A 24,723-nucleotide genomic window follows, 5' to 3' on the forward strand; every position below is an offset into this window, starting at 1 on the left:
ACGGGATGCCGAAGATTCTTCCGGCGGCGGGTGGCGACGTGGTCGAGATCATCCTCGCCGACCACCGGTGGTTCGAGGAGGCGCTGCGCGAGCTGCGTGACGTCCAGAGCGACCGTGCCGCGGTGCTAGCCGACCTGGCCACGGTCCTGATCGCGCATGCGGAGGCGGAGGAGTCGAAGGTCTACCCCGCGCTGCGGCGCAAGGATGCGATCGACGCCGACGAGGTCGAGCACTCCGAGCGCGAGCACGACGAGGGCAACGAAGCGTTGCTCGAGTTGATGGAGGTCGACGACACCAGCAGCGAGGAGTTCAGCTCCAAGCTGCACGAGCTGTCCGAGGCCCTCTCACACCACCTCGACGAGGAAGAACGCGACGTGCTCAACCCGGCCCGCACCGACATCTCCGAGAAGGTACGACGGGACTTGGGCGACTCGTTCTCCGAAGAGCGCGCCCGCCTGATCGAATCGGATTGCGGTGACATCGCCAACGTCCGCAAGATCGTCAAAGGCTGAGAACGAGGCCTTCGTCGGCGGCGATCACTTCGCCGTCGAACTCCCGCGAGGCCTCGGCAACCGAGATGGAGCGGTCGGACCCTGGCCAGAAATGCGTCAGCATCAGCCGCTTGGCTCCGCGCGCACCTTGAGCAGCCTCTGCGGCGGTCATGAGGTACGGCGAGGTCTGGTCGCCTTGGTACGTCGCGTCGGAGATGAAGAGGTCCGTCCCCTCGGCCAACTTCTGTAGGTCGGGTGACGGGCCGCTGTCGCCGGTGTAGGCGACCGACACCCCGGGCGCGGTCAGCCGCACGCCGAGATTCGTCTTGAAATGCGGCAGTTCGACGGCGAGCACCTCGAACGGTCCGATCCGAGTGGTCGATGCCAGGTCGTGGACGGCGAACACCTCGGCCGGATCCGGGTTCGGCTCGAGAGCCCGCAGTACGTCGATCACGCCGGGAGCGCAGTGCAGCGGGACGGGCGGCGCGTCCGGCGCCTCGTAGTACCTGACGCGGGCCAGGCCGCTCACGTCGACGCAGTGGTCCGGGTGCTGATGCGTCACGATGACCGCATCGATCTCGCCGTGAGGGCAGTGCTCGAGCAGTCGCGGCAGGGCGGCGTAACCGAGGTCGAGCACCACCCGGAAGCCGTCGTACTCCAGCAGGAACCCGGCGCACGCGCGGCCCGCCTCGGGCCACGCGCCGCAGGAACCGAGAACGGTCAGCGACCTCACCGTACGGCGAACGGCTGGTCGGTCCGGACGATCTCCTTGCCCAGCGGTAGCAGCGAGACCGGGATCAGCTTGAAGTTCGCGATGCCCAGCGGGATGCCGATGATCGTCAGGCACAACGCGATCCCGGTGGTCAGGTGACCGAGCGCCAGCCACCAGCCGGCGAAGATAATCCAGATCAGGTTGCCGATCAGCGCGCCCGCGCCGGCGCTGGGCTTGTCGACCACGGTCCGGCCGAACGGCCACAGCGTGAACCCGGCGATCCGGAACGACGCGATGCCGAACGGGATGGTGACGATCAGCACGCAGCAGATGATGCCGGCGATCGCGTACCCGACAGCCAGCCAGAACCCGGCCAGCACCAGCCAGATCAGGTTGAGAAGCGTCTTCATACCTCCCAGCGTGCCACCTGACCGGTGTGTTCCAGGACCAACTGCGCGACAAGTCCGGGATCGTTCCGGGGCATCCAGTGCCCGCCCCTGACGATCTCCACCCTGAGGTTCGCGGCCCACCGCCCGACCTGGGTCTGCAGCGGCGTGGTGACGAATGGGTCGTCCTCTGGAGACACAGCCAGCACGGGTACGTCGGTGTGCCGCTCGGTCGGCCGGATCAGTCGTGGGACGACGTTGGCGCGGTACAGCTCCATGCCGTTGACGTAGTCGCCGATGGACCTCTTCTCCTCGGCGTCCTGCGTCTCCAAGCGGTTGAAGGCTCGGTGCGCCCAGCCCTTCCGCCAGGCCAGCTCGGGCAGCCATGGGAGGTGGAAATAGAAGATGTACCAGGAGTGCAGGAGTTGCCGGAGCGCCGCACGGTTGCGCTGACGGATGAAGTACCCGGCGTGATCGAGTGACGGCCCGGAGATCGATACGAACGACGTGATGCGGTCGCGAAGCGCTGGGTCGGTGACGAAGTGCCAGGACTGGATGGAGCCCCAGTCGTGAGCCAGCACGTGCACCGGCTGGTCGGGCGAGACCGTGTCGATGACGGCGCGGAAGTCCTCCTCCAGCCGGTCCAGGTGGTACGCCGACGTGCTCTGCGGACAGTCGGATTCGCCGGCGCCGCGAACGTCGTACGCGACGACGTGGAAGTCGCCGGCGAGGCGCTCGGCCACTGGCTCCCACAAAGCTGCGTTGTCCGGGTAGCCGTGGACGCAGATCAGTACTGGCGCACCGGAGTTGCCGTAGTCGTAGACGGCGATCCGGGTGCCGTCTGCGCTGACAACGGTGCTAGTAGTGGTCGACTTCGAGGGTGGCAAAGGTCATCCCCGCTTTCACCAGCCGGTCCCGAAGGGCGGGCCCCATGGCCGCGGCAGTCGTGGTCTGGCCGGCAGTCGCCGGCAGGTCGTCGAGCGCCAGGCAGAGTGCGCTTTCTCCCAACATCTTCGCGGTCTCGTCGTACCCGGGGTCGCGGCCGGCCACCTCGGTGATCACCTGCTTGCCACCGCCGCGGCCGACGAAACGGACGTTGAACCAGGACCGCGCTCGGCGCTCCGGGCTCGGCCCGTCACCGGGTTGGAGGCGGCTGAGCAACGCGTTCCGGATCGGCGGGACCTGCGCGCCGGCGGCCAGCAGACCGATGCCACCGATGCCGGCGGCAACCATCGGGAGACGCCTGAGCGCGGCGTAGTGCGAGTAGCGGAAGTCCGGCCCGTAGCTGTCGAGCAGCCGTGCCGAGTATCCGACGATCTGCGGATCGATCGTCGGCAGCGGAACCGCCCAGAACCCTTGCTGGCGGTGGATCCGGCCACCTGTGGCGCGCGCCTTCCGATCGTCCGGACAAGGCTCCGCAGCGCGGCGGGCGCGATGCGCTTCCAGGTTCTGCTTCGGGCGGGACAATGCCATGATGGCTGTGTGAAACGTCCCACCGGACGGTCGGCCGCCGGCGCGCACGAGACCGTCGACCTGGATCGGCACGCCCTCCGGCAGTTGCTCGACGGTGTACTGCACGCCGAGGTCGTACGGGATCGAGTCGAAGCCGCACGCGTGGATGAGCCGGGCACCGGTCTGCTTCGCCTGCTCGTGATAGCGCACGTACATCCGGTCGACGAACTCCTGCTCGCCGGTCAGGTCGAGATAGCCGGTCCCGGCCTCGGCGCAGGCGGCGACCAGCGGCTCGCCGTACCGGATGTAGGGACCGACGGTGGTGGCGACGACCTTCGTCGACTCGGCGAGTGCTTGGAGTGACTTCGGGTCGGTCACGTCCGCGTGCAGGATGTCCCTGTTGAATCGCTCCAGCTTCTGTTTGTTGCGTCCGGCAACGGCCCACTTCAGTCCGTCCGGCGCGTTCTTGGCCAGGTACTCCGCGGTCAGCGCGCCGGTGAAACCACTCGCGCCGAGCAGCACGACGTCGTACTCGCGGCTCACTTCTGCGCAGCCTTCGCTGCGTCGGCACGGCCACCCGCGCCGGTCGGCCGGGACGCGTCGGCGCCGCGGGCCTGGATGTCGGCGAGTGCGGCCGCGTCGGCCTTCGGGACGCTGAACCGCGAGGTCAGCTCGATCACGTGCGGGATCGCCCAGCGGAAGACCTTCAGCGCGCCGATCCAGCCCGGTACGTGAACGGTGCGAGAGCGCTTCCTGATGCCGTCGACGAACTTGTCCACGGCGAACTCCAGCGGGTACGTCTTGCTCGCCAACGGGATCCCGGTCCGCATCTTGCCGAACACCGGGTGCTCGTCCGCTCCGCGCACCATGTCGGTGTCGACGAAGGTCATGTGCGCGACACCGACCCGTACGCCGAGGTGCTTCAGCTCCGGCCGTAGCGTGTCGCCCAGCGCCTCGACGCCGGCCTTCGACACGTTGTACGACGCGAGGCCGGGGATGTGCACGATCGCCGCGAGGGACGAGACGAGCAGCAGGTAGCCCTTGCTCTCCAGGAGATAGGGCAGTGTGACGTGGACTGTGCGCCAAACGCCGTACAGATCGACGTCGACCACGCGCTCCCAGACGTCCGGATCCATGCTGCGGCTGAAGCCCGGCGCGGCGATGCCGGCGTTCGCCATCACGACGTCGATGCGGCCGTAGCGCTCAGCGATCCCCTCGACGGCGGCGCGCAACGAGTCCGTGTCGGTGACGTCGGCCTCCCACCAGTCGGCATCCGGACCGCAGTCCTCCGCGACCTTCTTCAGCTCGTCCGGCTCCAGGCCGACCAGCGCGAGCTTCGCACCGTCGGCTGCCAGCTTCCGGGCCACCGCGGCTCCGATCCCCCGGGACGCGCCGGTGATGAGGACGACTTGACCGGCCAACGGACGCATCTGGAACCTCCAGCTTGTTGAGTGGATACTCAACAGTAAGTGCTTGTTGACCGATTACTCAATAGACTGGCCCGTATGACCCAGACCTCATCCTCCAGACTGCGCCCCGATGAACGGCGGGCGCAGATCCTGGCGGCCGCGCGGCGGGTGCTGCTCGCGGACCCGCATCGGGAGCTGACGGTCGAGCTGGTCGCCGCGGAGGCCGGCGTCTCCCCCGCACTCCTGTTCCACTACTTCGGCTCGAAGAAGAAGTTCCAGTACGCCGTCATCGAGGAAGCCGCCGCGGAGGTCATGCTGCGGACCGCCCCCGACCCGTCGTTGCCCCCGGACGAGCGGCTCCGGTCCGGCATCCGCGCGTTCGTCCGCGCCGTACTCGAAGCCCCGCAGCTCTACCGGGCGACGCTGCTGATGTCGGCCGCCGGCGACCCGGAGATCCGCGCGCTGCACTCCGATCTGCGGCGCGTGTTCAGTCAGTGGGTGGTCAGCGCGGTCGCGGAGCGTGGCATCGAGATCACCCCCGTCGTCGAGCTCGCGTGTCACGGCTGGCAGGGTTACGTCGAACAGACCCTGCTGGTTTGGATCGACAACCCGGCTGTCTCACCCGAGGCGCTCGAGCACCTCTGCGAGCAGTCGCTGGATGCGATCCTCTCGACAACGTCCGAGTGAGAAGGCATGAACAAGTTCTTCCTGACGGTCCACATCCTCGCGGCCATCCTCTGCGTCGGTCCGGTGACGATCGCGGCCAGCATGTTCCCGCCGATCGCGCGGCGGACGCTGACCGCCGACAGCACTGGCAGCACTCCGGACGCCGGTGGCCTGCAGGTGCTGCACCGGATCACCCGGATCTACGCGTGGGCGAGTCTCGCCGTACCGGTGTTCGGGTTCGCGTTGGCGGGCAGTATGCAGGTGATGGACGAGGCCTGGTTGATCGTGTCGATTGTCCTGACGCTGATCGCCGCGCTGGTTCTCGCGTTCCTCGTCGTACCGGCGCAGGCCGCCGTACTTGCAGCCACCGACGCGACACCCGGCGCGCTGTCGAAGGCGAAGCAGCTGTCGATGACGTCCGGGATCTTCAGTCTGATCTGGGTGGTCGTGCTCGTGTTGATGGTCGTCCGTCCGGGGCACACGAAGTAGGGTTCCGGCGTGCTGACGGTTGCAACGGTGAATGTGAACGGGATCAGGGCCGCCTTCCGGCGCGGGATGACGCCGTGGCTGGAGAGCACGGACCCGGACCTGCTGCTGATGCAGGAAGTCCGCGCATCGGACGACGTACTGCGGGAACTGCTCGGCGGAGACTGGAACATCGCGCACGCCGAGCCGACGATCGACGGACACAAGGGTCGCGCTGGTGTGGCGGTCGCGAGCCGGCGGCCGATCAAGGACGAGCGCGGCGAGATCGGTCCGGCGCGGTTCGACGGGACCGGGCGGTGGGTCGAGGCGGACGTCGTACTCGATGACGGTACGACGTTGACCGCGGTGAGCACGTACGTGTTCACGGGCGAGTTCGAGACGCCGCCGCGGCAGGAGGAGAAGTACGCGTTCCTTGACGCGATCACCGCCCGGCTGACCGAGCTGCGCGCCGACGGTCGGCATGTGTTGATCTGCGGCGACCTCAACATCGCGCACCGCGAGGAGGATCTGAAGGCCTGGAAGGCGAACCGCAAGAAGAGCGGCTTCCTTCCCGAGGAACGCGCCTGGCTGGACCGCCTCTTCGACGCCGGCTGGGTCGACCTGGGTCGCCGCTTCGGTGGCGAAGGCCCCGGCCCGTACTCGTGGTGGTCCTGGCGCGGCAAGGCCTTCGACAACGACGCCGGCTGGCGCATCGACTACCAAATCGCCTCCCCGGAGTTGGCCGCGGCAGCCACCAGCTGCGTCGTCCACCGAGCCCCGACGTACGCCGAACGCTGGAGCGACCACGCCCCCGTCGTCGCAACGTACGACCTCTAGCCCTGGTCGCGACGTACGACGTCCTCGCCGCGACGTCCGCAGTCCGGCCCTCGTCGCGCCTAGACTGCCGCGTTGTCGGCGGTGAAGGCTGCGGTGCGCGCTTAGCCGTCGGGCGGGGCGCGGGTAGTCTCGCGGCATGTCCGAGATGAACTCTTCCCCCACTCCCCCGGTCGCCGCGAAGAAGCCTGTCGAGCGGTCCCATCACGGCGATGTCTTCGTGGATGACTACGAGTGGTTGCGGGACAAGACCGATGACGAGGTGCTGGGGTATCTGCGGGCCGAGAACGCGTACACCGAGGCGCGGACGGCGCACCTGGAATCGTTGCGTGAGGCAATCTTCAAGGAGATCTCGGACCGGACGCTGCAGACCGATCTGAGCGTTCCGGCGCGGCGCGGTGGGTACTGGTACTACTCGCGCACGATCGAGGGCCAGCAGTACTCACTGCACTGCCGGGTCAAGGTGGACGGCGACCAGCCGCCGGCGACCGACGGCGAGATCGCCGGCGAAGAGGTGATGCTGGACGGTAACGAGGTGGCCGGCGACTCCGAGTTCTTCTCACTCGGCACCGTCGACATCTCCCCCAACGGCCGACTGCTGGCGTACTCCGTCGACCTCAAGGGCGACGAGCGGTTCACGCTGCGGATCAAGGACCTCGACACCGGCGAGCTGCTGCCCGACGAGTTGCCCGAGGTGCACTACGGCTCGGCCTGGTCCGCCGACGGCTCGACGATCTTCTACACCAAGGTCGACGACGCCTGGCGTCCGTACCAGGTCTGGCGGCACACCCTCGGTACGACGGACGACGTACTCGTGATGGAGGAAGCCGACGAGCGGTTCTGGGTCGGCGTGGACCTGACGCGCAACGAGCAGGCGATCATGATCGGGCTCGGCAGCAAGCTGACCAGCGAGGTCTGGCTGCTCGACGCGCAGAACCCGACCGGCGAGCCCGTGGTCGTCGCGCCGCGCCGTGAAGGTGTGGAGTACGACGTCGAGCACGCCGGTGACCAGCTCCTGATCACCCACAACGCGGACGCCCCGAACTTCTCCCTGGCCACCGCGCCACTCGACTCTCCCGGCGACTGGACGACGTTGATCCAGGGCGACGAGACCAGCCGCCTGCTGGGTACGGACGCGTTCGCCGACCACGTGATCCTCTACCGGCGCCGCAACGCCCTGACCGAGCTGGCGATCATGCGTCGGTCCGGGGACGGGTTCGGCGATCCCGAAGTACTGGAGTTCGACGAGCCGATCTACACGGTGTCGCCCGGCCGCAACGACGAGTGGCACGACACCCGGTACCGCTTCGGCTACACGTCTCTCGTCACGCCAGGTTCGACGTACGACGTGGATTTGGCGACCGGTGAGAGGCGACTGCTCAAGCAGCAGCCCGTCCTCGGCGGCGTGGACCTCACCGCATACACGCAGTACCGCGAGTGGGCGACCGCGTCGGACGGGACCAAGGTGCCGATCTCGATGGTCGCGCGCAAGGACGTCGCGAAGGACGGGAACGCGCCGGTCGTTCTGTACGGGTACGGGTCCTACGAGTCGTCGATGGATCCGTGGTTCTCGATCCCGCGACTGTCGCTGCTCGACCGCGGCGTGGTGTTCGCGATCGCGCACGTCCGTGGTGGCGGCGAGCTCGGCCGGCACTGGTACGACGACGGGAAGATGCTCACCAAGCGGAACACGTTCACCGACTTCATCGCCGCCGCGGAACACCTGGTGAAGGCCGGCTGGACCAAGCCGGAGCGGATCGTCGCGCAAGGTGGCAGCGCCGGCGGCCTGCTGATGGGCGCGGTCGCGAACCTGGCCCCGCAGGCGTTCGGCGGAATCGTCGCCGAGGTCCCGTTCGTCGACGCGTTGACGACCATTCTCGACCCGTCGCTGCCGCTCACCGTGATCGAGTGGGAGGAATGGGGTAATCCGCTCGAAGACGCGGGCGTGTACGAGTACATGAAGTCCTACTCGCCGTACGAAAACGTTGCCTCGCAGCGCTATCCGCGCATCCTGGCGATCACCAGCCTGAACGACACCCGGGTGTTCTTCGTCGAGCCGGCGAAGTGGGTGGCGAAACTCCGGGCGACCGCGACCGGTGACGTCGACGTACTGCTGAAGACCGAAATGGACGCCGGTCACGGCGGCCGCAGCGGGCGGTACGACGCCTGGCGCGAGGTCGCGTTCTCGCTGGCCTGGGAGCTCGACACTCTGGGCCTCAGTTGATCGCTGTGGAATAACTGGCCCCGGATGTGTGTTGTGCAACACATTCGGGGGCACCGGACTGTGGATTTCTGCACAGACTCTCAGCTTCTAGAGCGCACGTTGCGCCGAATAAAGCCGACCGGCCGAGGGACACCGGTTTCCAGAGCGCTTTAGCTGCCAGGAACTCTCAGGGAACGTTCAGGGTGTTTACACACTCGTGCTGGAATCTTGAACCCTACTCGAGCGTTGCTCTCCATGTAACGACGAAGGGAGTTTCGGTGGCTCGCATGGCTCGTATCCGCAGCACGGACGACGGTATCGATGGCAAGGACAGCGTTGGTCTCTACCTCGAAGAGATCGCGCGTACGCCCCTGCTGACCGCAGAGGAAGAAGTCGAGCTCGCTGAGACGGTCGAAGCAGGACTCCTGGCGGAGCAACTGCTGGCCGAGGGGCGGGTTGGACGTAAGAAGGGCGGAGCGCCCAAATATGCCACGGAGGAGGAGCTGGAGTGGCTGGCCGAACAGGGCCGGCGCGCGCAGCAGCGGTTCGTGACCGCGAACCTCCGGCTCGTGGTGTCGATCGCTCGCCGCTACGGGCGTTCCCAGATGCCTTTGCTGGACCTGGTCCAGGAGGGCAACACGGGACTGATCCGGGCGGTCGAGAAGTTCGACTACCGAAAGGGTTTCAAGTTCTCGACGTACGCGACCTGGTGGGTGCGGCAGGCCATCACCCGCGGTATCGCGCAGCAGGCCCGAGTGGTCCGGCTGCCGGTGCACGTGGTGGAGCAGCTGAACCAGATCGGGTCCGCACGGCGCACGCTGGAGCGCAAGCTCGGGCGGGAGCCGGAGATCGACGAGATCGCAGCCGAGCTGAACCTCGAGCCGGAGCGGGTGACCGAACTGATCCGCATCGGCCGGGACCACATCAGCCTGAACAGCCCGGTCGACGACGAGGGTGAGACCTCGCTGGGTGACCTGATCGCGGCCGAGACCGCGCCGGGTCCGGACCAGCTGGTCGCCGATGCGTCCGACCGCTCGGGTCTGTTCAGTCTGGTCGACCAGCTCGACCCACGGTCCGCCGACGTGATCCGGCGCCGGTACGGCCTGCACGACGGCCGGCAGGCCAAGCTTGCCGACATCGGTGCGGTCCACGGCATCTCGGCGGAGCGAGTCCGCCAGATCGAGCGCGAGGCACTAGGTCGCCTCCGCCTGATGGCAGATCCGACGCTGGCCGCGTAACACCCACTCCGAAACCCCTCAGGACCCCCGAGCCGCGATCCGGCCCGGGGGTCCTTCGGTTTCCTAGGCGGCGGCTCCGTTCCAGCGGTCGACCAAAGCGGGCAGCTCGGACAGGCGCTGGATTGTGGCGTCCGGCGTACCTTCCGTGTGACCGACCTGCTCGACCGGGATCGCGCTGTGCGGCAGGTGGACGGCCCGCATCCCGACGTTCTGCGCGCCCCAGACGTCGTCGAACAGCCGATCCCCGACGAACAGGCACAGCGACGGCTCCGTGACGCCGACCGCCCGCATCGCCGCCAGGAACGCCTCTGGGTGCGGCTTCGTGTGCGGGATCTCGCTCGTGTAGACAGCCCCGTCCAGCAGCTCGTGTACGCCGTCCCGCACGAAGATCTCCTCGTGCCGCCGGCGTGGCCAGATCGTGTTCGACAGCACGCCGATCTTCAGCCCGCGATCCCGGAGCGTCCGCAGGGTCTCGACCGCGTCCGGCTCCAGCTCGGTGTGCGGATCCCATCGCCGCTCGTACTCCGCCAGGCCGGCCGGGCTCATCACGACCTCGGCGAGCGAGCACACCTCCTCGAGCGTGCTGCTGCGGTGCTCATCCCGGGAGCGTCGCCAGATCGTCCCCTCCGCCGCCACGAGCCGGCCCGCCAGCTCGTCCGCGCGTGCCTCATCGAGGACAGCGGCGACCGCTCGCCAAGTCTCGTGCAGGTCGATGTCGTGCCAGGTGGCCAGCGTGCCGCCCCAGTCGAACAGGATGGCCTCGATCTTCGCGTTCTTCACCCGGCAAACCCTGCCAGACCCGGCCGACAGTTTCCTTAACTCACTCGGGCGATCTGCTGCCGGCGAGCCAGCCACGTGATCGCGAACGCATAGAACGCCAAGCAGGGGATGTCCGCGACCAGCAGCGTCCACGGCGCGCCGCCCTGGTCGTCCCAGCCACTGAGTTGACCAGTTGCCGCTGGCAACATAAAGGCGAGCAGGTTGTTCAGCGCATGCAGCGCGATCCCGGCCTCCAGCCCCCCGGTCCGGACAGTCAGCCAACCAACCGTCACGGCGAACAGGAAGACATCGGCCATCGCCCAACCGGTGTACCCGTGCGCCGATACGAACGCCGCGCCACCGACGACGATCCCCGGCCACGGCGAACGGAAGATCGTCCGCAGCCAGCGCGCCCGCCCGTTCGGATTGTCCGGCCCGTACGCACCGACCGCCTGAATCAGCCAGCCCCGGAACATGAACTCCTCCGCCGCGGACTGGAACGGCACCAGGAACAGAATCACCAACGCCGGTACGACGAACGCGCCGAAACCGACCCAGGACCCGCCGTCCGACCCGATCGAGTCATCGGCCGGGAAGATCGCGTCGACCAGGAACCCCATCAAGTACGAGAGCACCAGGTAGCCGACGGCCGGTACGCAGCACAACAACAGCCAGCGCCAGCGGATCCGGTTCAGGACCGAGGCGACGCTCCAGAACGGCCGACGTTGGACGAGCCATGCCGCGAGGCCAACGGCCGGCGTCAGGATGCCGAGCATCACCAGCGTGACCGCGAGGTTCTCGGTATCGCTCGGGAAGATGTCCGTTCCTGTCGGCGTCGGGATGGGTCCGGCCAGGACTCGGTGCGCGATCGTCCAGATGACCACGACGGCAGAGGTCAGGAAGAGGACGAAGGCGCCGATCAGGATCGTCCCGACGACGGGCCGCCACCAGGCGTACTTCGGCGTACGGCCGAGGCGGTGGAACGGCGTACCCGGTGGAGCCGGGACGATGCGGGGCTCGCGATAGGCGTACGGCGCTGGGTACGGGGGCGGCGCGCCCCAGGGCTGCGGATACGGGCCTGGCTGCTGGTAAGGACCCGGCGACGGGTACGGGCCGGGCTGGGGTGGCGGCGGTGGGTACTGCCCCGGCTGGGAGGATGGGCCCGGTTGCGAGGGCGGCCCGGGCTGTTGCGGGTCCATGCCAGGACTCTAGAAGATCGGGCCAAGCCGACGACGGGAGAACACGGTGGCTACTGATTCGGGAACTGCCAGGCAGACGGACGCCCTGCCGCAGTCCGTGCTGATGCCGTTGAGCGGTTCGGCCATCTTCCTGGTGGTGCAGGTCGAGCCCGGCGGCGAGGACCAGACCCGTGACCTGCTGGAGCGGATGAGCGGTCTCGTCCGCTCGGTCGGCTTCCGAGTGCCCGGCGGCAACCTCTCCTGCGTCACCAGCATCGGATCGGACGTCTGGGACCGCCTGTTCAGCGGCCCGCGGCCGGCCGAGCTGCACCCCTTCATTGAACTCAAGGGCCGCACCCACCACGCCCCGTCGACACCCGGCGACCTGCTCTTCCACATCCGGGCCGCGCACCAGGACCAGTGCTTCGAACTGGCCAGCCAGATCATGACCGTCCTCGACGGCGCCGCCACCGTCGTCGACGAGGTCCACGGCTTCAAGTACTTCGAGATGCGCGACCTGCTCGGCTTCGTCGACGGCACCGAGAACCCGACCGGCGCCGACGCGCAGGCCGCCGTACTCATCGGCGACGAGGATCCCGAGTTCGCTGGTGGCAGCTACGTGATGGTGCAGAAATACCTGCACAACCTGAAGGCGTGGAATGCGTTGACGGTCGAGCAGCAGGAGCTCGCGGTCGGCCGGACCAAGCTCGACGACATCGAGTTCGACGATGCGAAGAAGCCCGGTAACGCCCACATCGTCCTCAATGTCATCGAGGACGACGAGGGTAACCAGTTGCAGATCCTGCGTGACAACATGCCGTTCGGCACCGTCGGCACGCAGGAGTTCGGCACCTACTACATCGGGTACGCCAAGACGCCGACGGTGACCGAGCTGATGCTCCGCCGGATGTTCATCGGCGTACCCGAGGGCAACCACGACCGGCTGCTCGACTTCTCCACCGCCGTCACCGGTTGCCTGTTCTTCACGCCGACGACGGCCTTCCTCGACGACCTGCCGCCGGCGCCCTGAGCGTCACTCGCCGAACAGCGGCTCGTCGACGACACTCGCCCAGCTGAAGTCGAGCTGGTCGTTGAAGGCCGTCGGTGCCTTGCCGAGCGAGTTGATCACTGTGGCGGTTCCGTTGGCGTGACCGACGGCGTACAGGTAGCCGGCGCCGAGGTCCTTGTCGATGGCCAGCAGCACCGTGCCGTAGTTGCCGCAGCGGGCGGTCTGCAGCTGCTCGAAGCCTCCCCAGGTCGCGGTCCGCAGCGGCTTCACGACCGGCTTCATCGGCGACGTCAACGGGATGTGAATCGAGTAGAGCGCGCCGCCCCGCGTCGTTGCCAGCAGCGTGTCGTACGTCGACGTACGGCTCAGCAGGGTGACTGCCTTCACCGCGGAGAAGCCCGGGTACGAACCGGCTGCGTGCCAGACCTCGGTGCCGTTCTGCGTGGTGAGGTTCCAGCGATAGAGCGAGCCGTCGCTGCGGAGGGCATACATCCGCCAGCCGGGTGTCTGCAGTGACCATGACTGCGTCAGGGTCCGGAACGCGTCCCAGCCGCTGCCGATCCGGGTCAGGCTGCTGCTCACGACCTGCCCCTCGCTGCCCGTCTTCACCATCTGGTGCGACTGGTACATCACGCCGCCGGAGACGACATGGCCGTCGAGCGAGGTCTGGTCACCGTTGTCGCCGAGGTCGTCGTCCCAGGTCCAGCTGGTGCTGAGCGAGATCGCGCGGCCTCCGAACGGGTTCTTGGCCATCACGTCGACCGGTTTCACGGTGATCGGTGAGGTGGCGTTGACGTACCGGTCGACGGTGTCGTTGCCGGCCGTCAGCCCGCCGGACTGCACGTAGCAGGCGGTCGCGGCCGGTGCCGCGGTCGCCGTACCAATGCCGGTCAGGGCAGGAACGGCCAGGGCCAGGCCTGCTAGTGCCGCGAACGTGTGTCGCATATTTGACTCCCCCTCGAGAAGCTGACTAGTCCAGAGTTCACTACTTTGCTCGATGCCGGTGTCCCTTCGAAAGTTGTGAAAACCAACCTGTCGGTGCCATAGGCCAGACTGGATTCATGTTGCTCACCGAGGTGGTCGAGACGTCGGCCGCGCTGGCCGGGACCCGGTCGCGGCTGAAGAAGGCGGAGTTCATCGCCGGATTGTTGTCCAAGGCCACTGAACCGGTGGAGATCGAGATCGTCGTGACCTACCTGTCCGGCGAGCTGCGGCAGCGGCGGACGGGCGTGGGCTGGCGGACCTTGAGCGACGCACCGGAGCCGGCCGCCGAGCCGTCGCTGACGGTCGAGGAAGTCGACCAGGCGTTCGCGGAGCTGGCGGAGATGTCGGGCACCGGAGTGCAGGCTCGGCGGCGGGCCGCGATCGACGCGCTCTTCGGGCGGGCGACTGCCGATGAGCAGTGGTTCCTGCGTCAGTTGGTTGGCGGTGAGTTGCGGCAAGGGGCGCTCGACGGCGTGATGGCGGACGCGGTGGCGCGCGCCACCGGGATTCCGCTGGACAAGATCCGGGCTGCCGCGATGCTGCGCGGGGCGACTGCACCGGTCGCGGTCGCCGTACTCACCGAAGGAGAAGCTGGGCTCGCGCAGTTCGGGCTCGAGGTGGGGCGTGGGGTGCAGCCGATGCTGGCGCAGTCGGCGACCACGGTCGCGGAGGCGTTGGCCAAGACGGGTGCGCCGGCCGCGCTCGAGTGGAAGCTGGACGGGATCCGGATCCAGGTTCATCGCAATGGCGACGAGGTCGTCGTCTATACGCGGACCCTCGACGACATCACGACGCGAGTGCCGGAGGTCGTGAGTGCAGTGCTCGCGCTCGATGCGCAGCAGGTCGTGCTCGACGGTGAGCTGATCGCGTTGCGGCCGGACGGGCGGCCGGAGCCGTTCCAGGTGACCGGGTCGCGGACGGCGACGCGTGCGACGACCGGTCCCGAGTCTGTGCCGCTCACGCCGTACTTCTTCGACATCCTGCATCAAGACGGCGAGGATCTGCTCGGGCTCGACGGAGCGGCGCGCCAGGAGTGGCTGTCGAAGCTCGTGCCCGCTGAGCGCCGGGTCCCGCGGCTCGTGACTGACGATGCCGAGGCCGGGCAGGCGTTCTTCGTCGACGCGGTACGCCGGGGCCACGAAGGCGTGATGGTGAAGTCGTTGACCGTTCCGTACGAGGCCGGCCGGCGCGGGTCGGGATGGGTGAAGGTCAAGCAGACGCACACACTCGATCTGCTGGTGCTCGCGGCCGAGTGGGGACACGGTCGGCGGACGGGTTGGTTGTCGAACCTGCATCTCGGCGCTCGCGATGAGGAAACCGGCGAGTTCGTCATGCTCGGGAAGACGTTCAAGGGACTGACGGACGAGCTGCTGCGGTGGCAGACCGAGCGCTTCCAGGAGCTCGCCGTACGGCGGGATGACTGGGTCGTCTATCTGCGTCCGGAGGTGGTGGTCGAAATCGCGTTCGACGGCGTGCAGACCTCGCCGCGGTACCCGGCCGGGATGGCGTTGCGGTTCGCTCGGGTGATTCGTTATCGCGAGGACAAGAAGCCTGCCGACGTTGATACCGTGCAGGCGGTGCGCGCGATCCATCTCGGTCCGGACCTGGCGGAAGAAGGCATGACTGATGAGTGAGGACCCCGATGTCGTGTCCCGCCGGATCGCCCGGGAGTCGATCGAGCGCGACGACCCGACCGGCTGGTTCGAGAACCTGTACGCCGCCGCTGCTGACGGATCCGCAGTCGTTCCATGGGACCGCGGTACGGCGCACCAACTGCTGATCGACTGGGTCGACGAGTCCGAGCCCGACGGCACCGGGAAGACGGCGCTCGTCGTCGGCGCCGGCACCGGGTGGGACGCCGAGCTGATCGCGGACCGCGGCTACGACACGACGGCGTTCGACATCTCCCCCACCGCCATCGAGACAGCCCACCGGAACCATCCGGGCTCCAAGGCGCACTACATCGTCGCCGACCTGCTGGCACCGCCGGCCGACTGGCACCGCGCCTTCGACCTGGTCGTCGAGATCTACACCGTGCAAGCGCTGCCGATCCCACTGCAACCCGACGCCATCAAGCAGGTCACCGAGCTGGTCGGCCCCGGCGGCACCCTCCTGGTCATCGCCGCCGCCCGCCCAGACACCCAACCCGACGACGAGATCCAGGGCCCGCCATGGCCCCTGACCCGAGCCGCCATCCAGTCCTTCACCACCCCCGACCTCCACCTCATCCAGCTCGACCAAGCCCCCAGCCCCACCGCCCCAACCACCCTCCGCTGGCGCGCCGAATACCTCCGCGACTAACCGGCGAGGTTAGAGCGGGCGCTCATCCGCGGCACGTTGTAAGACGCGCCGGCGGCACCTGGTAGTACTACGGGCTCCGCTGGACGCCGCGTCGGTGGCCGAGTTGGCGCGGCATCCGCGCCACACGGAAGGACGCGCCTGCAGGCACGGCACGAGGCGCCTGGTGGTACTACGGTGCTTTCGGTGGATGCCGCACGAATGCGATGCGGGTGGGCTGACTCCTGGGGGTGTGATGGGTGACGTACCGCCGTTGGTGATGCGGGCGTTTGAGGCGGCGGATGAGTTGGGGATGCCGCGGACGCAGGACGGTACTGGGCCGTCTTGCTGTCTTCCGGGGGTCGGGCGGTTTCTGGCGGTGCTTGCGGCGGGATGCGTGGGCGGCCGGATTGGCGAGCTCGGTACGGGGGTTGGCGTTGGGGCGGCGTGGATGGCGTCGGCGATGCCGGCGGACTGCGAACTGGTGACTGTCGAGTTGGATCCGGTCCGGGCGGCTGCGGCGCGCAAGGTGCTGGCGGATGATGCTCGGGTCGAGGTGATTCGTGGGGATGCGTTTGATGAGTTGGCTCGGCGGGCGCCGTTTGATTTGGTGTTCGCGGATGGTGGGCAGTCGGCTCGGGCGGTGGAGTTGTTGCGGATCGGCGGGCGGTTGGTGGTCGACGACGTGACGCCGGTGGAGGCGTTGCCGGCAGATTCGCCGTACCGGACGAACGATCCGAAGCGGGGGTTCTTCTTCACCGATTCGCGGCTGGTGGCGACCGAGGTGGTGCTGCCAGATCTGCGGAACTCACTGCTGGTGGGCACCCGGGTACGATGAGATTGCATGGGAACATGTGTTCGATAATGATGTAGACTTGGCTCATGGCGGGGCAAGGCGTGGTGGGGCCGACGGCTCTGCGGATGATGCTGGGCAGTCATCTGCGGGAGCTGCGTGAGCGCGCCGGCGTCACCCGTACGGATGCAGGCTGGGCGATTCGGGCCTCGGAGTCGAAAATCAGCCGGCTCGAGCTCGGCCGGGTCGGGTTCAAGGAACGCGACGTCCTCGACCTCCTGACGTTGTACGGCGTGAACGAGGCCCGCGAGCGTGATCGGCTGCTCGACCTCGCCCGTGAAGCCAACCACCCAGGCTGGTGGCATCGGTACGGCGACGTCACGCCGGACTGGTTCAATGCGTATCTCGGGCTCGAGGGGACGGCCGAGCTGATCCGGACCTACGAGACTCAGGTCGTCCCGGGTCTGCTCCAGACCGCGGACTACGTGCGGGCCGTTGCTCGGCTGGATCCCGCTCGGGAGCCGACCGACGCGGAGATCGAGCGGATCGTCGCGCTACGGTCGCGCCGGCAGCGAGTGCTCGACCGCGACCCGCCACTCAAGTTCTGGGCCGTGATCGAGGAGTCGGTCCTGCATCGCCCGATCGGCGGCCGCGACGTGCTGCGCCACCAGCTCGAAGCGCTCCGCCAAGCCGTCACCCGGCCGAACGTGACCATCCAGATCATCCCGCTCGACGGCGCCGGCCACGCCTCAACCGGCGCATTCACCCTGCTCCGCTTCCCGCAACGCGACCTACCCGACACCGTGTACGTCGAGCACCTGACCAGCGCGCTGTACCTGGACAAACGCGACGACGTCGAGGCCTACACCCAAGCCCTCGACATCCTCGCCTCCAGCAGCCCCTCCCCCCAACAAACCGAACACGAACTAACCCGCCTACTCGACCAACTCACCTAAGTCCCCGCCAGCACACACCCACCCCCGAGTCGCCGACGGGACACAGCCGGGACGCGCCTCGGTAGCGGCCGGGGTCGCAGCCGGGTCGCCCGGCGACAGCAGCCGAACGGCACCGCCACGTCGCCTTGGCGCCGACATCGCCGGCTCCGAGGGACCACCTCTGGTGGCCTGGGACTGGTTCTGGTGGGGAAGGACCTGATATTTCAGGTCTGATGCCACGGCGTCCTGTTGCACGCCACCATGTCTTGTCTCAGGTCACCGGTTTCCGCCATCGGTTCCTGCCATCGGTTCCTGCCAGTCCCACAAGGCGCAGGCCCGGTGGCGGGTTGTTTGACTGGGTGGCGTGCTGTAACCCGCCATCGGCCACACAAGTCGCCAGCCGGCGGGCCATAGCCGGGCCTCGCGGGTCACCCGGCTAGCGCGGTCACCGAGCTAGCGGGCGACTGGGTTAGACGTCGATTTCTTCGGTGTGGTCGGCTAGGGCTATTTCTGGGTGGTGGAGGTCGAAGGCTGGGGATTCGGAGCGGATTCGGGGTAGGCGGTCGAAGTTGTGGCGTGGGGGCGGGCAGCTCGTTGCCCATTCGAGGGAGCGGCCCCAGCCCCATGGGTCGTCGACCTCGACGCGGGGGCTGCGGCGCGACTTGTACACGTTGTAGAGGAACGGCAGCGTCGAGATCCCCAGGATGAACGCACCCACGGTCGACACCTGGTGCAGCGTGGTGAAGCCGTCGCTCGCCTTGTAGTCGGCGTACCGCCGCGGCATTCCCTCGACCCCGAGCCAGTGCTGCACCAGGAACGTCGTGTGGAAGCCGACGAACAGCAGCCAGAAGTGCAGCTTCCCCAGCCGCTCGTCGAGCATCCGGCCCGTCATCTTCGGCCACCAGAAATAGAACCCGGCGAACATCGCGAACACCACAGTCCCAAACACGACGTAGTGGAAGTGCGCCACCACGAAGTACGTGTCAGACAGCTGATAGTCCAGCACCGGCGACGCGAGGATGATCCCGGTCAGACCGCCGAACAGGAACGTGACCAGGAAGCCGACCGACCACAGCATCGGGGTGTCGAACGACACCGACCCGCCCCAGATCGTCCCGATCCAGTTGAAGAACTTCACCCCGGTCGGGACCGCGATCAGGAACGTCATGAACGAGAAGAACGGCAGGTTCACCGCACCGGTCACGAACATGTGGTGCGCCCACACCGCGATCGACAACGCCCCGATGCCCAGGGTCGCGGCCACCAGGCCGTAGTACCCGAAGATCGGTTTGCGGCTGAAGACCGGCAAGATCTCGGTGATGATGCCGAAGAACGGCAGGGCAATGATGTAGACCTCAGGGTGTCCGAAGAACCAGAACAGGTGCTGCCACAGGATCGCGCCACCGTTCGCGGCATCGAAGACGTGCGCGCCTAGCGATCTGTCCGCCTCGAGCACCAGCAGCGCCGCCGCGAGGATCGGGAACGCGATCAGCACCAGGATCGACGTGACCAGGATGTTCCAGCAGAAGATCGGCATCCGGAACATCGTCATCCCCGGCGCCCGCATGGTGATGATCGTGGTGACGAAGTTGACGCCACCGAGGATCGTCCCGAGGCCGGCCATCCACAGGCCCATGATCCACATGTCGCCGCCGATGCCGGGCGATCGGACCGCGTTCGAGAGCGGCGCGTACGCCGTCCAGCCGAAGTCGGCCGCTCCACCCGGGGTCAAGAACGCGCCCATCGTGATCAGGCCGCCGAACAGGAACAGCCAGTAGCTGAACATGTTCAGCCGCGGGAACGCCACGTCCGGCGCCCCGATCTGCACCGGCATGATCACGTTGGCGAAGCCGACGAACAGCGGCGTCGCGAACAGCAGCAGCATGATCGTGCCGTGCATCGTGAAGAGCTGGTTGTACGTCTCCTCATTGACGATCTGCAGCCCTGGTTCGGCGAGCTCGGCGCGGATGATCAGCGCCATCACGCCTGCGACCAGGAAGAACAGGAACGACGTGACGAGGTACAAATTGCCGATCATCTTGTGGTCGGTGGTCGACAGCAGTCGCCCGAGCACTTGCCCCAGTGGCCGCCGCCGTGCTCCGACGGCAGTCGATCCGGTGCGCTCGGTGATCCCGGCCTGTCCGCTGACGCTGGCCATGCGACCTCCCGTACTACGGCATCTTTTCGATTAGACACCCATGAATCCGGGAGCAACACCCCATCAACGCGGTGGACCGGCCGCAATCGCCGCACGTACGTCGGCCAGCCGCAGCGTCGCCGGGTCGATATCCATCAGGCACCAGGTCGCACCGGCCTCGGCGTACGGACGCGGATCGACCGACGGCTCCAGCGCCACCGCAATGTCGTAATTGTCCAGATTGCCGCGCAATTCACGCAGTACGGCGGCCGGCTCGGCGACCTGGTCAGGCGACGTCAGGTTGACCGGGAAGAACCCGTCGTACCGCGCCGCCCGTCGGACCGGTTTCGGCTTGCCCGGGAACCCGGCGAGCCACACCGGCACTCGACCAGCCACTGGCCGCGGCAGGAACTGCACGTCGTCGACCAGGTAGTGCTTGCCGTAGTACTTCACCGGCTCCCCCGTCCAGCCCGCGGTCAGGATGTCGAGCGTCTCGTCCATCCGCTCGGCCCGGACCCGGTCGTCCAGCTCCTCACCGGTCTTGGAGTACTCCTGGGCAAACCGGTCGCTGCCCAACCCGACCCCGAGCACCAGCCGGCCACCCGAAAGCCGGTCCAGCGTCGTCGTTTCACGCAAGAGCTTGGTCGGCCGCCGGCGTGCGATCGGCGAAACCATCGGGCCGATCCGCAGCCGTTCGGTCGCGGTCGCGATCGCACTCATCGTGATCCAGGGATCCGACACCTCGCGAATCGGTTCTCGCCACCACAGCTGATCCCAGAGGAAGAACCCGTCCCAGCCCGCCTCCTCGGCCGCCGCCGCGAGCCGCGCGATCTCGAGCGGATCGGACAGTTCATCGAACAAAGGCAGCCAGATCGCGAACTTCATCATCGCTCCTCGGTGTGCTTGACCAGCTCGTCAACGAAGGACTCCCAGTAGGGCTCCGACAGCCCGTGACCCATCCCCCGCATGACCACCAAACGTGCGCCCGGCACCGCATCGCGGATCGCCTCACCGTGCGGCAGCGGCAGCAGCGGATCGGCATCTCCGTGCAGCACGAGAACCGGCATCTTGAGGTCGCCGAAGCCACCACGCGGCCCGTCGAACCTCATCGCGTAGTGGTTCGTCAGAGCAGCCTCGTAGTCCCTCGCCCGAGCCATATCCCGCTGAACGAGAGCCCGCGCCGTCGCCTCATCGAAATGACCGGCTGCCTCTGCCTCGATCGACCGTACGACGTACTCCTCGACGGCGGCCGGATCGTTGAAGTCCGGCGTACCCAAGCGGGTCATGTCGGCCGATGGTGGCGGGAGTCCCTCATCGCCAGTGCTCGTCGACACAAACGTCAGAGAGGCGACCCGCGCCGAGTGGTCGACGCCGAGCACCAGCGCCGTACCGCCGGACATCGACTGAGCCACCACATGCGCCCGTTCGATGCCGAGGGCATCGAGTAGGTCGACGGCGTCGGCGGCCAGGTCGCTCATCGCGTACGTCGGCGCGCCGGGCGGGTACGACGTCGACCGGCCGGTGTCGCGCTGGTCGTACCGGATCACGAACCGCCCGCGACCGGCGAGCTCGCTGCACAGGCGGCTGTCCCACCAGACCATCGACGCAGTGGCTCCGTGGATCAGCAGCACGGCTGGGTCCAAAGGATCGCCGTATGTCTCCGCGCAGAGCTCGACACCGTTGACCGAGTAGAGGTTCTCCATACGAACGACCGTAGAAGGACGGACCGATCATGAAAAGCGATTGATTCTTATCGAAGCGATCGCCTACAGCGATAGACTGCGACGATGTACGAGTTGCGTCACCTCGCGACGCTGGCCGCCGTCGCCGACGAGGGATCATTCGGCCGCGCCGCGCGCCGGCTCGGGTACACCCAGTCGAGCGTTAGCCAGCAGATCGCCGTACTCGAGAAGACGGCCGGCGGGTCGCTGTTCGACCGTCCGGGCGGGCCGAAGCCGGTCCGGATCACCCCGCTCGGCGCCGTCGTACTGCGGCATGGACGCGAGCTGCTCCGCCGGGCCGACGAGATGAGCGACGGGATCGAGCGCTTCCGGGCCGGCGACAGCCGGATCGACATCGGCACGTTCCAGACCGTATCGAACACGTTGCTGCCGCGGGTGATTCGCGGTCTCCGGGACGCGCATCCGGGCTGCGATATCCGGCTGTTCGAGGAGGAGACGGACGACCCCGATCTGACCGGGCTCGACCTGATGTTCTTCGACGGCCGTACCGACGCCAGCATCGAGGATCTCAAGCTGCTCGACGATCCGTACCTGCTCGTTGCGCGCCCCGGCGACTTCCCGCCCGGACCAGTTCCGCTCGAGAGGCTCGACGGCCTCCCGCTGGTCGCGCACCCAGCCATCTGTCATCAGGCGGTCGTCGAGGACTTCCTGCGAACCCGCGGCATCCGCCCGCAGTTCGTGTTCCGCACCGAGGGCAACGAGGCGCTGCTGGCGATGGTCCGCGCCGGCCTCGGTGCCGCGCTGGCGCCGCGGCTCGCCGTACTCCGTGACGACGAGAGCCTGGCGCTACACGACCTCACGCCTGGGCTCCCGCCGCGGGAGATCTTCTTGCTGTGGCAGGCCGGCCGCACGCACTCACCGCTTGCGGCTCACGCGATCGAGCTTGCGCGGAAGGCGGCGGCCGACCTGGCCTGACTAGCTGACGGTCAGGACCTTCGATGCCGTCTGCGTGCCCTGGTGATCAGCGTCCGCCAGCCACACCACGCGGTACGTGTAGGTGCCGCGTGCGGTCGGCTTGATGCTGAACGCGTACTTCCCGTTCGACGTCAGCTTCCCGGTCGTCACCGCGACCCACGTCGTACCGGACCGCCGCTGCAGGTACGCAGTCGTGCCCGCGTGCGGCGGGTTCAGGTACCCGTACAGCAACGTCGACGCACCCAGCTTGATCGCACCCGGAGTGAGGTACGCCGACAGCGCCGGATGGACCTGGATCAGCGCAGCAGCGCTCCGCGTCCCGAGCACTCCGGCGGCACCGTTGTAGCCCCACATGTAGGACGTCGACACCGCCGGCTTCTGCGCTGTCGACACGACCCCGCTGGCGTTCGACGTGAACGAACCGACCGTCGACCACTTGCTCGCGGTCTTCGCCTTCGAGTACAGCACCACCGGTACGCCGGCCAGCTTCACACCGTCGAGCCGGCTCACCGCCGTCGACAGCGTCACCGCGCCGGTGTACATGATCGAGGCCGCGCTGGCTCCGATCGTCGCCTTCGACCCGACCAGTCGTACGTCGACACCGGGACCGATCTTGCCCTTGCTGTCCTTCACCCACACGCGGTACGCGTAGCTGGCCGAATTCGACAGACCGGTCTGGGTGAACAGACTGGCCGAGCCGTTGTACACCGACGTACCGGAAGTCGCCAGCGGCGGCGGAGTCGAGCCGACCGCGCTGCGAACCATGATCTGGCCGAGCGTCGTGTTGGCCGGCTTCGTCCAGCGCAGAGTCGCGGCCGCGACACCACCGGAGACGCTGAAGCTGGTGACGGGCGGCGGCGGCGCGGTCAGGTTGACGTAGTTCCGGTCGATCGACATCTGGACGCCACCGTTGGTCTCGCTGACGTCGCCCGCGAACTGGTGCACCCGCTGATGGTTGGTCCAGTACGCCGAGTTGATGAAGCGGCTCGTCCCCACGGCGGAACCCCAGTGCGCGAACCAGATGTTGTCCGGCCGCGTGTACGCCGTACTCGTGTAGGCGCTGTTCAGGTCAGCGCCACCCGACGCGGCGCCGACGTACGCGCCACCGACGTACCCGCGGGAGTTCAGCTCCTGGGTCCATCCGCTGAGGTAGGCCAGTACGGACGCCTTGCAGGCGGCCGTCGACGTGTAGGCCTCGATGTCGCTGTAGATCGCGCTGCGCTGCGTGAACCCGAGTGCCTGCGCGGCGGCGACCGCATTGATCGCTGCGTTGCGGCCCTGCGTCAAGGCGGTCGCCGGGACCGACGACATCCGGCTCTTGTACGTCGTGCACGGCGCCTGATAGCCGACGTCGACGAGGAGGAACTGCCAGCCCTTGCTCGCGTTCGTGGAGACCCAGTCGGCAGTCAGGTTCGGCTGCGCACAGGCCCGGAGCCCGCCGCTGATGTAGATGCCCACACCTTGGTACGTCGGACGCCAGGCGTCCATCGTGGACTGCGCGGGCGCCCCGCAGGTGTCGAACGCGTTCCCGGCGAAGTTGCCCGTGGCAACCACCGACGGGGTGACCGCGGCCGGCTGCGCGACGCGGGCGGACGGCGTCTTCGAGACGACCTTGCCGGTGGCAAGTACGTCGCTCGCAGCGTGCTCGGCGCCGGGTGCGTAGTACGCGGTCGCAAGCACACCGGCGTCGGTGATGGCACGCCGGAGCAGGCCGTCGCTGGACGGCTGCACTGTGGTCAGCGGCTCGAGCAACAGACCGGAGCTGCGGCCGACGATGTGCGCCGGGCAGGTGGATTGCGCGGTACTGCGGCCGAGATAAACAGCCGCCTGGTCCAGTCGGACGCAGGCGGTCGGGTCAGTGGCCAGATCGATGACCGGCCAGTTGGCCGGGACGGTTACTTCATAGCCGCGATAGGAGACCGTTTTGGTCTCCGCTGCGGCCGCTCCGCCGGCGACGGTGATGCCCGCCACCAGCGCGAGGGCGAGTGCCAGCCCCCCAGGTCTGAACAACCTCACAGTGCTCCCCACTTGTTCGACGGTCGAGACCCCCAAGTGAAAGCGAGCGCCTGCGCTCTTGTCGAAGAGCATCCGGCACTCGCCTCGATGGCCTGATGCTATCGGCGCAGGTGGTTCAAGCG

24 protein-coding genes are annotated in these 24,723 nt (G+C 67.6%); 12 read left to right on the forward strand and 12 right to left on the reverse strand.

Translation table 11 applies throughout. The features are described 5' to 3' along the window. Window positions 1–5 precede the first annotated feature (5 nt). Window positions 6–512 (forward strand): hemerythrin domain-containing protein, encoded by a 507-nt coding sequence (locus EV650_RS06800; protein ID WP_134116450.1) that lies wholly within the window; start codon window positions 6–8, stop codon window positions 510–512. Here the strand turns inward: EV650_RS06800 and EV650_RS06805 are convergent. Genes EV650_RS06805 through EV650_RS06825 form a run of 5 tightly spaced genes read right to left on the reverse strand, consistent with a single transcriptional unit; the run spans window position 502 to window position 4,471 of the window. Beyond that, on the reverse strand, window positions 502–1,224 hold the full coding sequence (locus EV650_RS06805; RefSeq protein ID WP_134116452.1) for an MBL fold metallo-hydrolase: 723 nt from the start codon (window positions 1,222–1,224) through the stop codon (window positions 502–504). The two genes, EV650_RS06800 and EV650_RS06805, sit on opposite strands and share 11 nt — an antisense overlap. Beyond that, on the reverse strand, window positions 1,221–1,613 hold the full coding sequence (locus EV650_RS06810; RefSeq protein WP_134116454.1) for a YccF domain-containing protein: 393 nt from the start codon (window positions 1,611–1,613) through the stop codon (window positions 1,221–1,223). The genes EV650_RS06805 and EV650_RS06810 overlap by 4 nt, the downstream gene beginning before the upstream one ends. After that, window positions 1,610–2,476 carry an alpha/beta fold hydrolase gene (locus EV650_RS06815; protein WP_134116456.1) on the reverse strand — a complete coding sequence of 289 codons (867 nt, stop codon included), beginning with the start codon at window positions 2,474–2,476 and terminating at the stop codon, window positions 1,610–1,612. Before EV650_RS06815 ends, EV650_RS06810 begins: the two co-directional genes overlap by 4 nt. Next, window positions 2,448–3,584 carry a saccharopine dehydrogenase family protein gene (locus tag EV650_RS06820; RefSeq protein WP_134116458.1) on the reverse strand — a complete coding sequence of 379 codons (1,137 nt, stop codon included), beginning with the start codon at window positions 3,582–3,584 and terminating at the stop codon, window positions 2,448–2,450. The genes EV650_RS06815 and EV650_RS06820 overlap by 29 nt, the downstream gene beginning before the upstream one ends. Further along, window positions 3,581–4,471: an SDR family oxidoreductase gene (locus tag EV650_RS06825; protein WP_134116460.1), complete on the reverse strand. Its 891-nt coding sequence runs from the start codon at window positions 4,469–4,471 to the stop codon at window positions 3,581–3,583. The genes EV650_RS06820 and EV650_RS06825 overlap by 4 nt, the downstream gene beginning before the upstream one ends. Before the next feature lie 75 nt (window positions 4,472–4,546). On the opposite strand from EV650_RS06825, the gene EV650_RS06830 reads away from it, so the two are divergent. The 5 genes from EV650_RS06830 (at window position 4,547) to EV650_RS06850 (ending at window position 9,856) form a co-directional block, all read left to right on the forward strand. Then, window positions 4,547–5,137 carry a TetR/AcrR family transcriptional regulator gene (locus tag EV650_RS06830; protein WP_134116462.1) on the forward strand — a complete coding sequence of 197 codons (591 nt, stop codon included), beginning with the start codon at window positions 4,547–4,549 and terminating at the stop codon, window positions 5,135–5,137. A 6-nt stretch (window positions 5,138–5,143) separates the two neighbouring features. Further along, window positions 5,144–5,605, forward strand: a complete 462-nt coding sequence (locus tag EV650_RS06835; RefSeq protein WP_134116464.1) for a hypothetical protein — start codon at window positions 5,144–5,146, stop codon at window positions 5,603–5,605. A 9-nt stretch (window positions 5,606–5,614) separates the two neighbouring features. Continuing rightward, window positions 5,615–6,418, forward strand: a complete 804-nt coding sequence (locus tag EV650_RS06840) for an exodeoxyribonuclease III (RefSeq protein WP_134116466.1) — start codon at window positions 5,615–5,617, stop codon at window positions 6,416–6,418. Window positions 6,419–6,554: 136 nt separating this feature from the next. Continuing rightward, window positions 6,555–8,639, forward strand: coding sequence for a S9 family peptidase (locus EV650_RS06845; RefSeq protein ID WP_202874416.1), 2,085 nt, complete (start codon window positions 6,555–6,557; stop codon window positions 8,637–8,639). 257 nt (window positions 8,640–8,896) lie between these two features. Next, a complete protein-coding gene (locus tag EV650_RS06850; protein ID WP_134116468.1) occupies window positions 8,897–9,856 on the forward strand; it encodes a sigma-70 family RNA polymerase sigma factor in 960 nt (319 codons plus the stop codon). 63 nt (window positions 9,857–9,919) lie between these two features. Here the strand turns inward: EV650_RS06850 and EV650_RS06855 are convergent, their stop codons facing one another. Next, window positions 9,920–10,636, reverse strand: coding sequence for an HAD family hydrolase (locus tag EV650_RS06855; RefSeq protein ID WP_238174054.1), 717 nt, complete (start codon window positions 10,634–10,636; stop codon window positions 9,920–9,922). A 35-nt stretch (window positions 10,637–10,671) separates the two neighbouring features. After that, window positions 10,672–11,814 (reverse strand): CPBP family intramembrane glutamic endopeptidase, encoded by a 1,143-nt coding sequence (locus EV650_RS06860; RefSeq protein ID WP_134116470.1) that lies wholly within the window; start codon window positions 11,812–11,814, stop codon window positions 10,672–10,674. A 46-nt stretch (window positions 11,815–11,860) separates the two neighbouring features. On the opposite strand from EV650_RS06860, the gene EV650_RS06865 reads away from it, so the two are divergent. Continuing rightward, window positions 11,861–12,823: a Dyp-type peroxidase gene (locus EV650_RS06865; RefSeq protein WP_238174055.1), complete on the forward strand. Its 963-nt coding sequence runs from the start codon at window positions 11,861–11,863 to the stop codon at window positions 12,821–12,823. A gap of 3 nt (window positions 12,824–12,826) precedes the next feature. Here EV650_RS06865 and EV650_RS06870 read toward each other — a convergent pair whose 3' ends face one another. Then, window positions 12,827–13,747 carry a hypothetical protein gene (locus EV650_RS06870; protein WP_238174056.1) on the reverse strand — a complete coding sequence of 307 codons (921 nt, stop codon included), beginning with the start codon at window positions 13,745–13,747 and terminating at the stop codon, window positions 12,827–12,829. A gap of 116 nt (window positions 13,748–13,863) precedes the next feature. Between EV650_RS06870 and EV650_RS06875 the strand changes: the two genes are divergently transcribed. The 4 genes from EV650_RS06875 to EV650_RS06890 all read left to right on the forward strand — a co-directional run bounded on the left by EV650_RS06875 (window position 13,864) and on the right by EV650_RS06890 (window position 17,812). Further along, complete coding sequence (locus EV650_RS06875) at window positions 13,864–15,420, forward strand: ATP-dependent DNA ligase (RefSeq protein WP_134116472.1); 1,557 nt, start codon at window positions 13,864–13,866, stop codon at window positions 15,418–15,420. Then, complete coding sequence (locus tag EV650_RS06880) at window positions 15,413–16,087, forward strand: class I SAM-dependent methyltransferase (protein ID WP_134116474.1); 675 nt, start codon at window positions 15,413–15,415, stop codon at window positions 16,085–16,087. The genes EV650_RS06875 and EV650_RS06880 overlap by 8 nt, the downstream gene beginning before the upstream one ends. A gap of 187 nt (window positions 16,088–16,274) precedes the next feature. Beyond that, window positions 16,275–16,901 carry an O-methyltransferase gene (locus EV650_RS06885; RefSeq protein WP_202874417.1) on the forward strand — a complete coding sequence of 209 codons (627 nt, stop codon included), beginning with the start codon at window positions 16,275–16,277 and terminating at the stop codon, window positions 16,899–16,901. Between the two features lie 44 nt (window positions 16,902–16,945). Continuing rightward, window positions 16,946–17,812, forward strand: coding sequence for a Sco1979 family transcriptional regulator (locus EV650_RS06890; protein WP_238174057.1), 867 nt, complete (start codon window positions 16,946–16,948; stop codon window positions 17,810–17,812). Between the two features lie 448 nt (window positions 17,813–18,260). On the opposite strand, the gene ctaD is transcribed toward EV650_RS06890, so the two are convergent. The 3 genes from ctaD to EV650_RS06905 form a co-directional block, all read right to left on the reverse strand. After that, window positions 18,261–19,949, reverse strand: a complete 1,689-nt coding sequence (gene ctaD, locus EV650_RS06895; RefSeq protein WP_134116476.1) for an aa3-type cytochrome oxidase subunit I — start codon at window positions 19,947–19,949, stop codon at window positions 18,261–18,263. A gap of 63 nt (window positions 19,950–20,012) precedes the next feature. Continuing rightward, entirely contained in the window at window positions 20,013–20,813 is an 801-nt protein-coding gene (locus EV650_RS06900) for an LLM class flavin-dependent oxidoreductase (protein ID WP_134116478.1), read from the reverse strand. After that, on the reverse strand, window positions 20,813–21,631 hold the full coding sequence (locus tag EV650_RS06905) for an alpha/beta fold hydrolase (protein ID WP_134116480.1): 819 nt from the start codon (window positions 21,629–21,631) through the stop codon (window positions 20,813–20,815). Before EV650_RS06905 ends, EV650_RS06900 begins: the two co-directional genes overlap by 1 nt. Before the next feature lie 84 nt (window positions 21,632–21,715). Here EV650_RS06905 and EV650_RS06910 point away from each other — a divergent pair, with 84 nt between their 5' ends. Further along, window positions 21,716–22,585: a LysR family transcriptional regulator gene (locus tag EV650_RS06910; protein ID WP_134116482.1), complete on the forward strand. Its 870-nt coding sequence runs from the start codon at window positions 21,716–21,718 to the stop codon at window positions 22,583–22,585. Here the strand turns inward: EV650_RS06910 and EV650_RS06915 are convergent, their stop codons facing one another. Next, window positions 22,586–24,601 carry a DUF1906 domain-containing protein gene (locus EV650_RS06915; RefSeq protein ID WP_238174058.1) on the reverse strand — a complete coding sequence of 672 codons (2,016 nt, stop codon included), beginning with the start codon at window positions 24,599–24,601 and terminating at the stop codon, window positions 22,586–22,588. Window positions 24,602–24,723: the final 122 nt, after the last annotated feature.

Origin of the sequence: Kribbella kalugense (genome assembly GCF_004365875.1) — a bacterium.
In the GTDB taxonomy this organism is placed as follows: domain Bacteria; phylum Actinomycetota; class Actinomycetes; order Propionibacteriales; family Kribbellaceae; genus Kribbella; species Kribbella kalugense.

What these genes read in the sequence shown, in the direction of transcription:
- EV650_RS06910 (WP_134116482.1), top strand. Translation starts at nt 21,716, where the DNA reads ATGTACGAGTTGCGTCACCTCGCGACGCTGGCCGCCGTCGCCGACGAG.
- ctaD (WP_134116476.1), bottom strand. Translation starts at nt 19,949, where the DNA reads ATGGCCAGCGTCAGCGGACAGGCCGGGATCACCGAGCGCACCGGATCG.
- EV650_RS06800 (WP_134116450.1), top strand. Translation starts at nt 6, where the DNA reads ATGCCGAAGATTCTTCCGGCGGCGGGTGGCGACGTGGTCGAGATCATC.
- EV650_RS06890 (WP_238174057.1), top strand. Translation starts at nt 16,946, where the DNA reads ATGGCGGGGCAAGGCGTGGTGGGGCCGACGGCTCTGCGGATGATGCTG.
- EV650_RS06830 (WP_134116462.1), top strand. Translation starts at nt 4,547, where the DNA reads ATGACCCAGACCTCATCCTCCAGACTGCGCCCCGATGAACGGCGGGCG.
- EV650_RS06825 (WP_134116460.1), bottom strand. Translation starts at nt 4,471, where the DNA reads ATGCGTCCGTTGGCCGGTCAAGTCGTCCTCATCACCGGCGCGTCCCGG.
- EV650_RS06880 (WP_134116474.1), top strand. Translation starts at nt 15,413, where the DNA reads ATGAGTGAGGACCCCGATGTCGTGTCCCGCCGGATCGCCCGGGAGTCG.
- EV650_RS06905 (WP_134116480.1), bottom strand. Translation starts at nt 21,631, where the DNA reads ATGGAGAACCTCTACTCGGTCAACGGTGTCGAGCTCTGCGCGGAGACA.
- EV650_RS06875 (WP_134116472.1), top strand. Translation starts at nt 13,864, where the DNA reads ATGTTGCTCACCGAGGTGGTCGAGACGTCGGCCGCGCTGGCCGGGACC.
- EV650_RS06845 (WP_202874416.1), top strand. Translation starts at nt 6,555, where the DNA reads ATGTCCGAGATGAACTCTTCCCCCACTCCCCCGGTCGCCGCGAAGAAG.
- EV650_RS06885 (WP_202874417.1), top strand. Translation starts at nt 16,275, where the DNA reads ATGCCGCACGAATGCGATGCGGGTGGGCTGACTCCTGGGGGTGTGATG.
- EV650_RS06900 (WP_134116478.1), bottom strand. Translation starts at nt 20,813, where the DNA reads ATGAAGTTCGCGATCTGGCTGCCTTTGTTCGATGAACTGTCCGATCCG.
- EV650_RS06810 (WP_134116454.1), bottom strand. Translation starts at nt 1,613, where the DNA reads ATGAAGACGCTTCTCAACCTGATCTGGCTGGTGCTGGCCGGGTTCTGG.
- EV650_RS06835 (WP_134116464.1), top strand. Translation starts at nt 5,144, where the DNA reads ATGAACAAGTTCTTCCTGACGGTCCACATCCTCGCGGCCATCCTCTGC.
- EV650_RS06870 (WP_238174056.1), bottom strand. Translation starts at nt 13,747, where the DNA reads ATGCGACACACGTTCGCGGCACTAGCAGGCCTGGCCCTGGCCGTTCCT.
- EV650_RS06860 (WP_134116470.1), bottom strand. Translation starts at nt 11,814, where the DNA reads ATGGACCCGCAACAGCCCGGGCCGCCCTCGCAACCGGGCCCATCCTCC.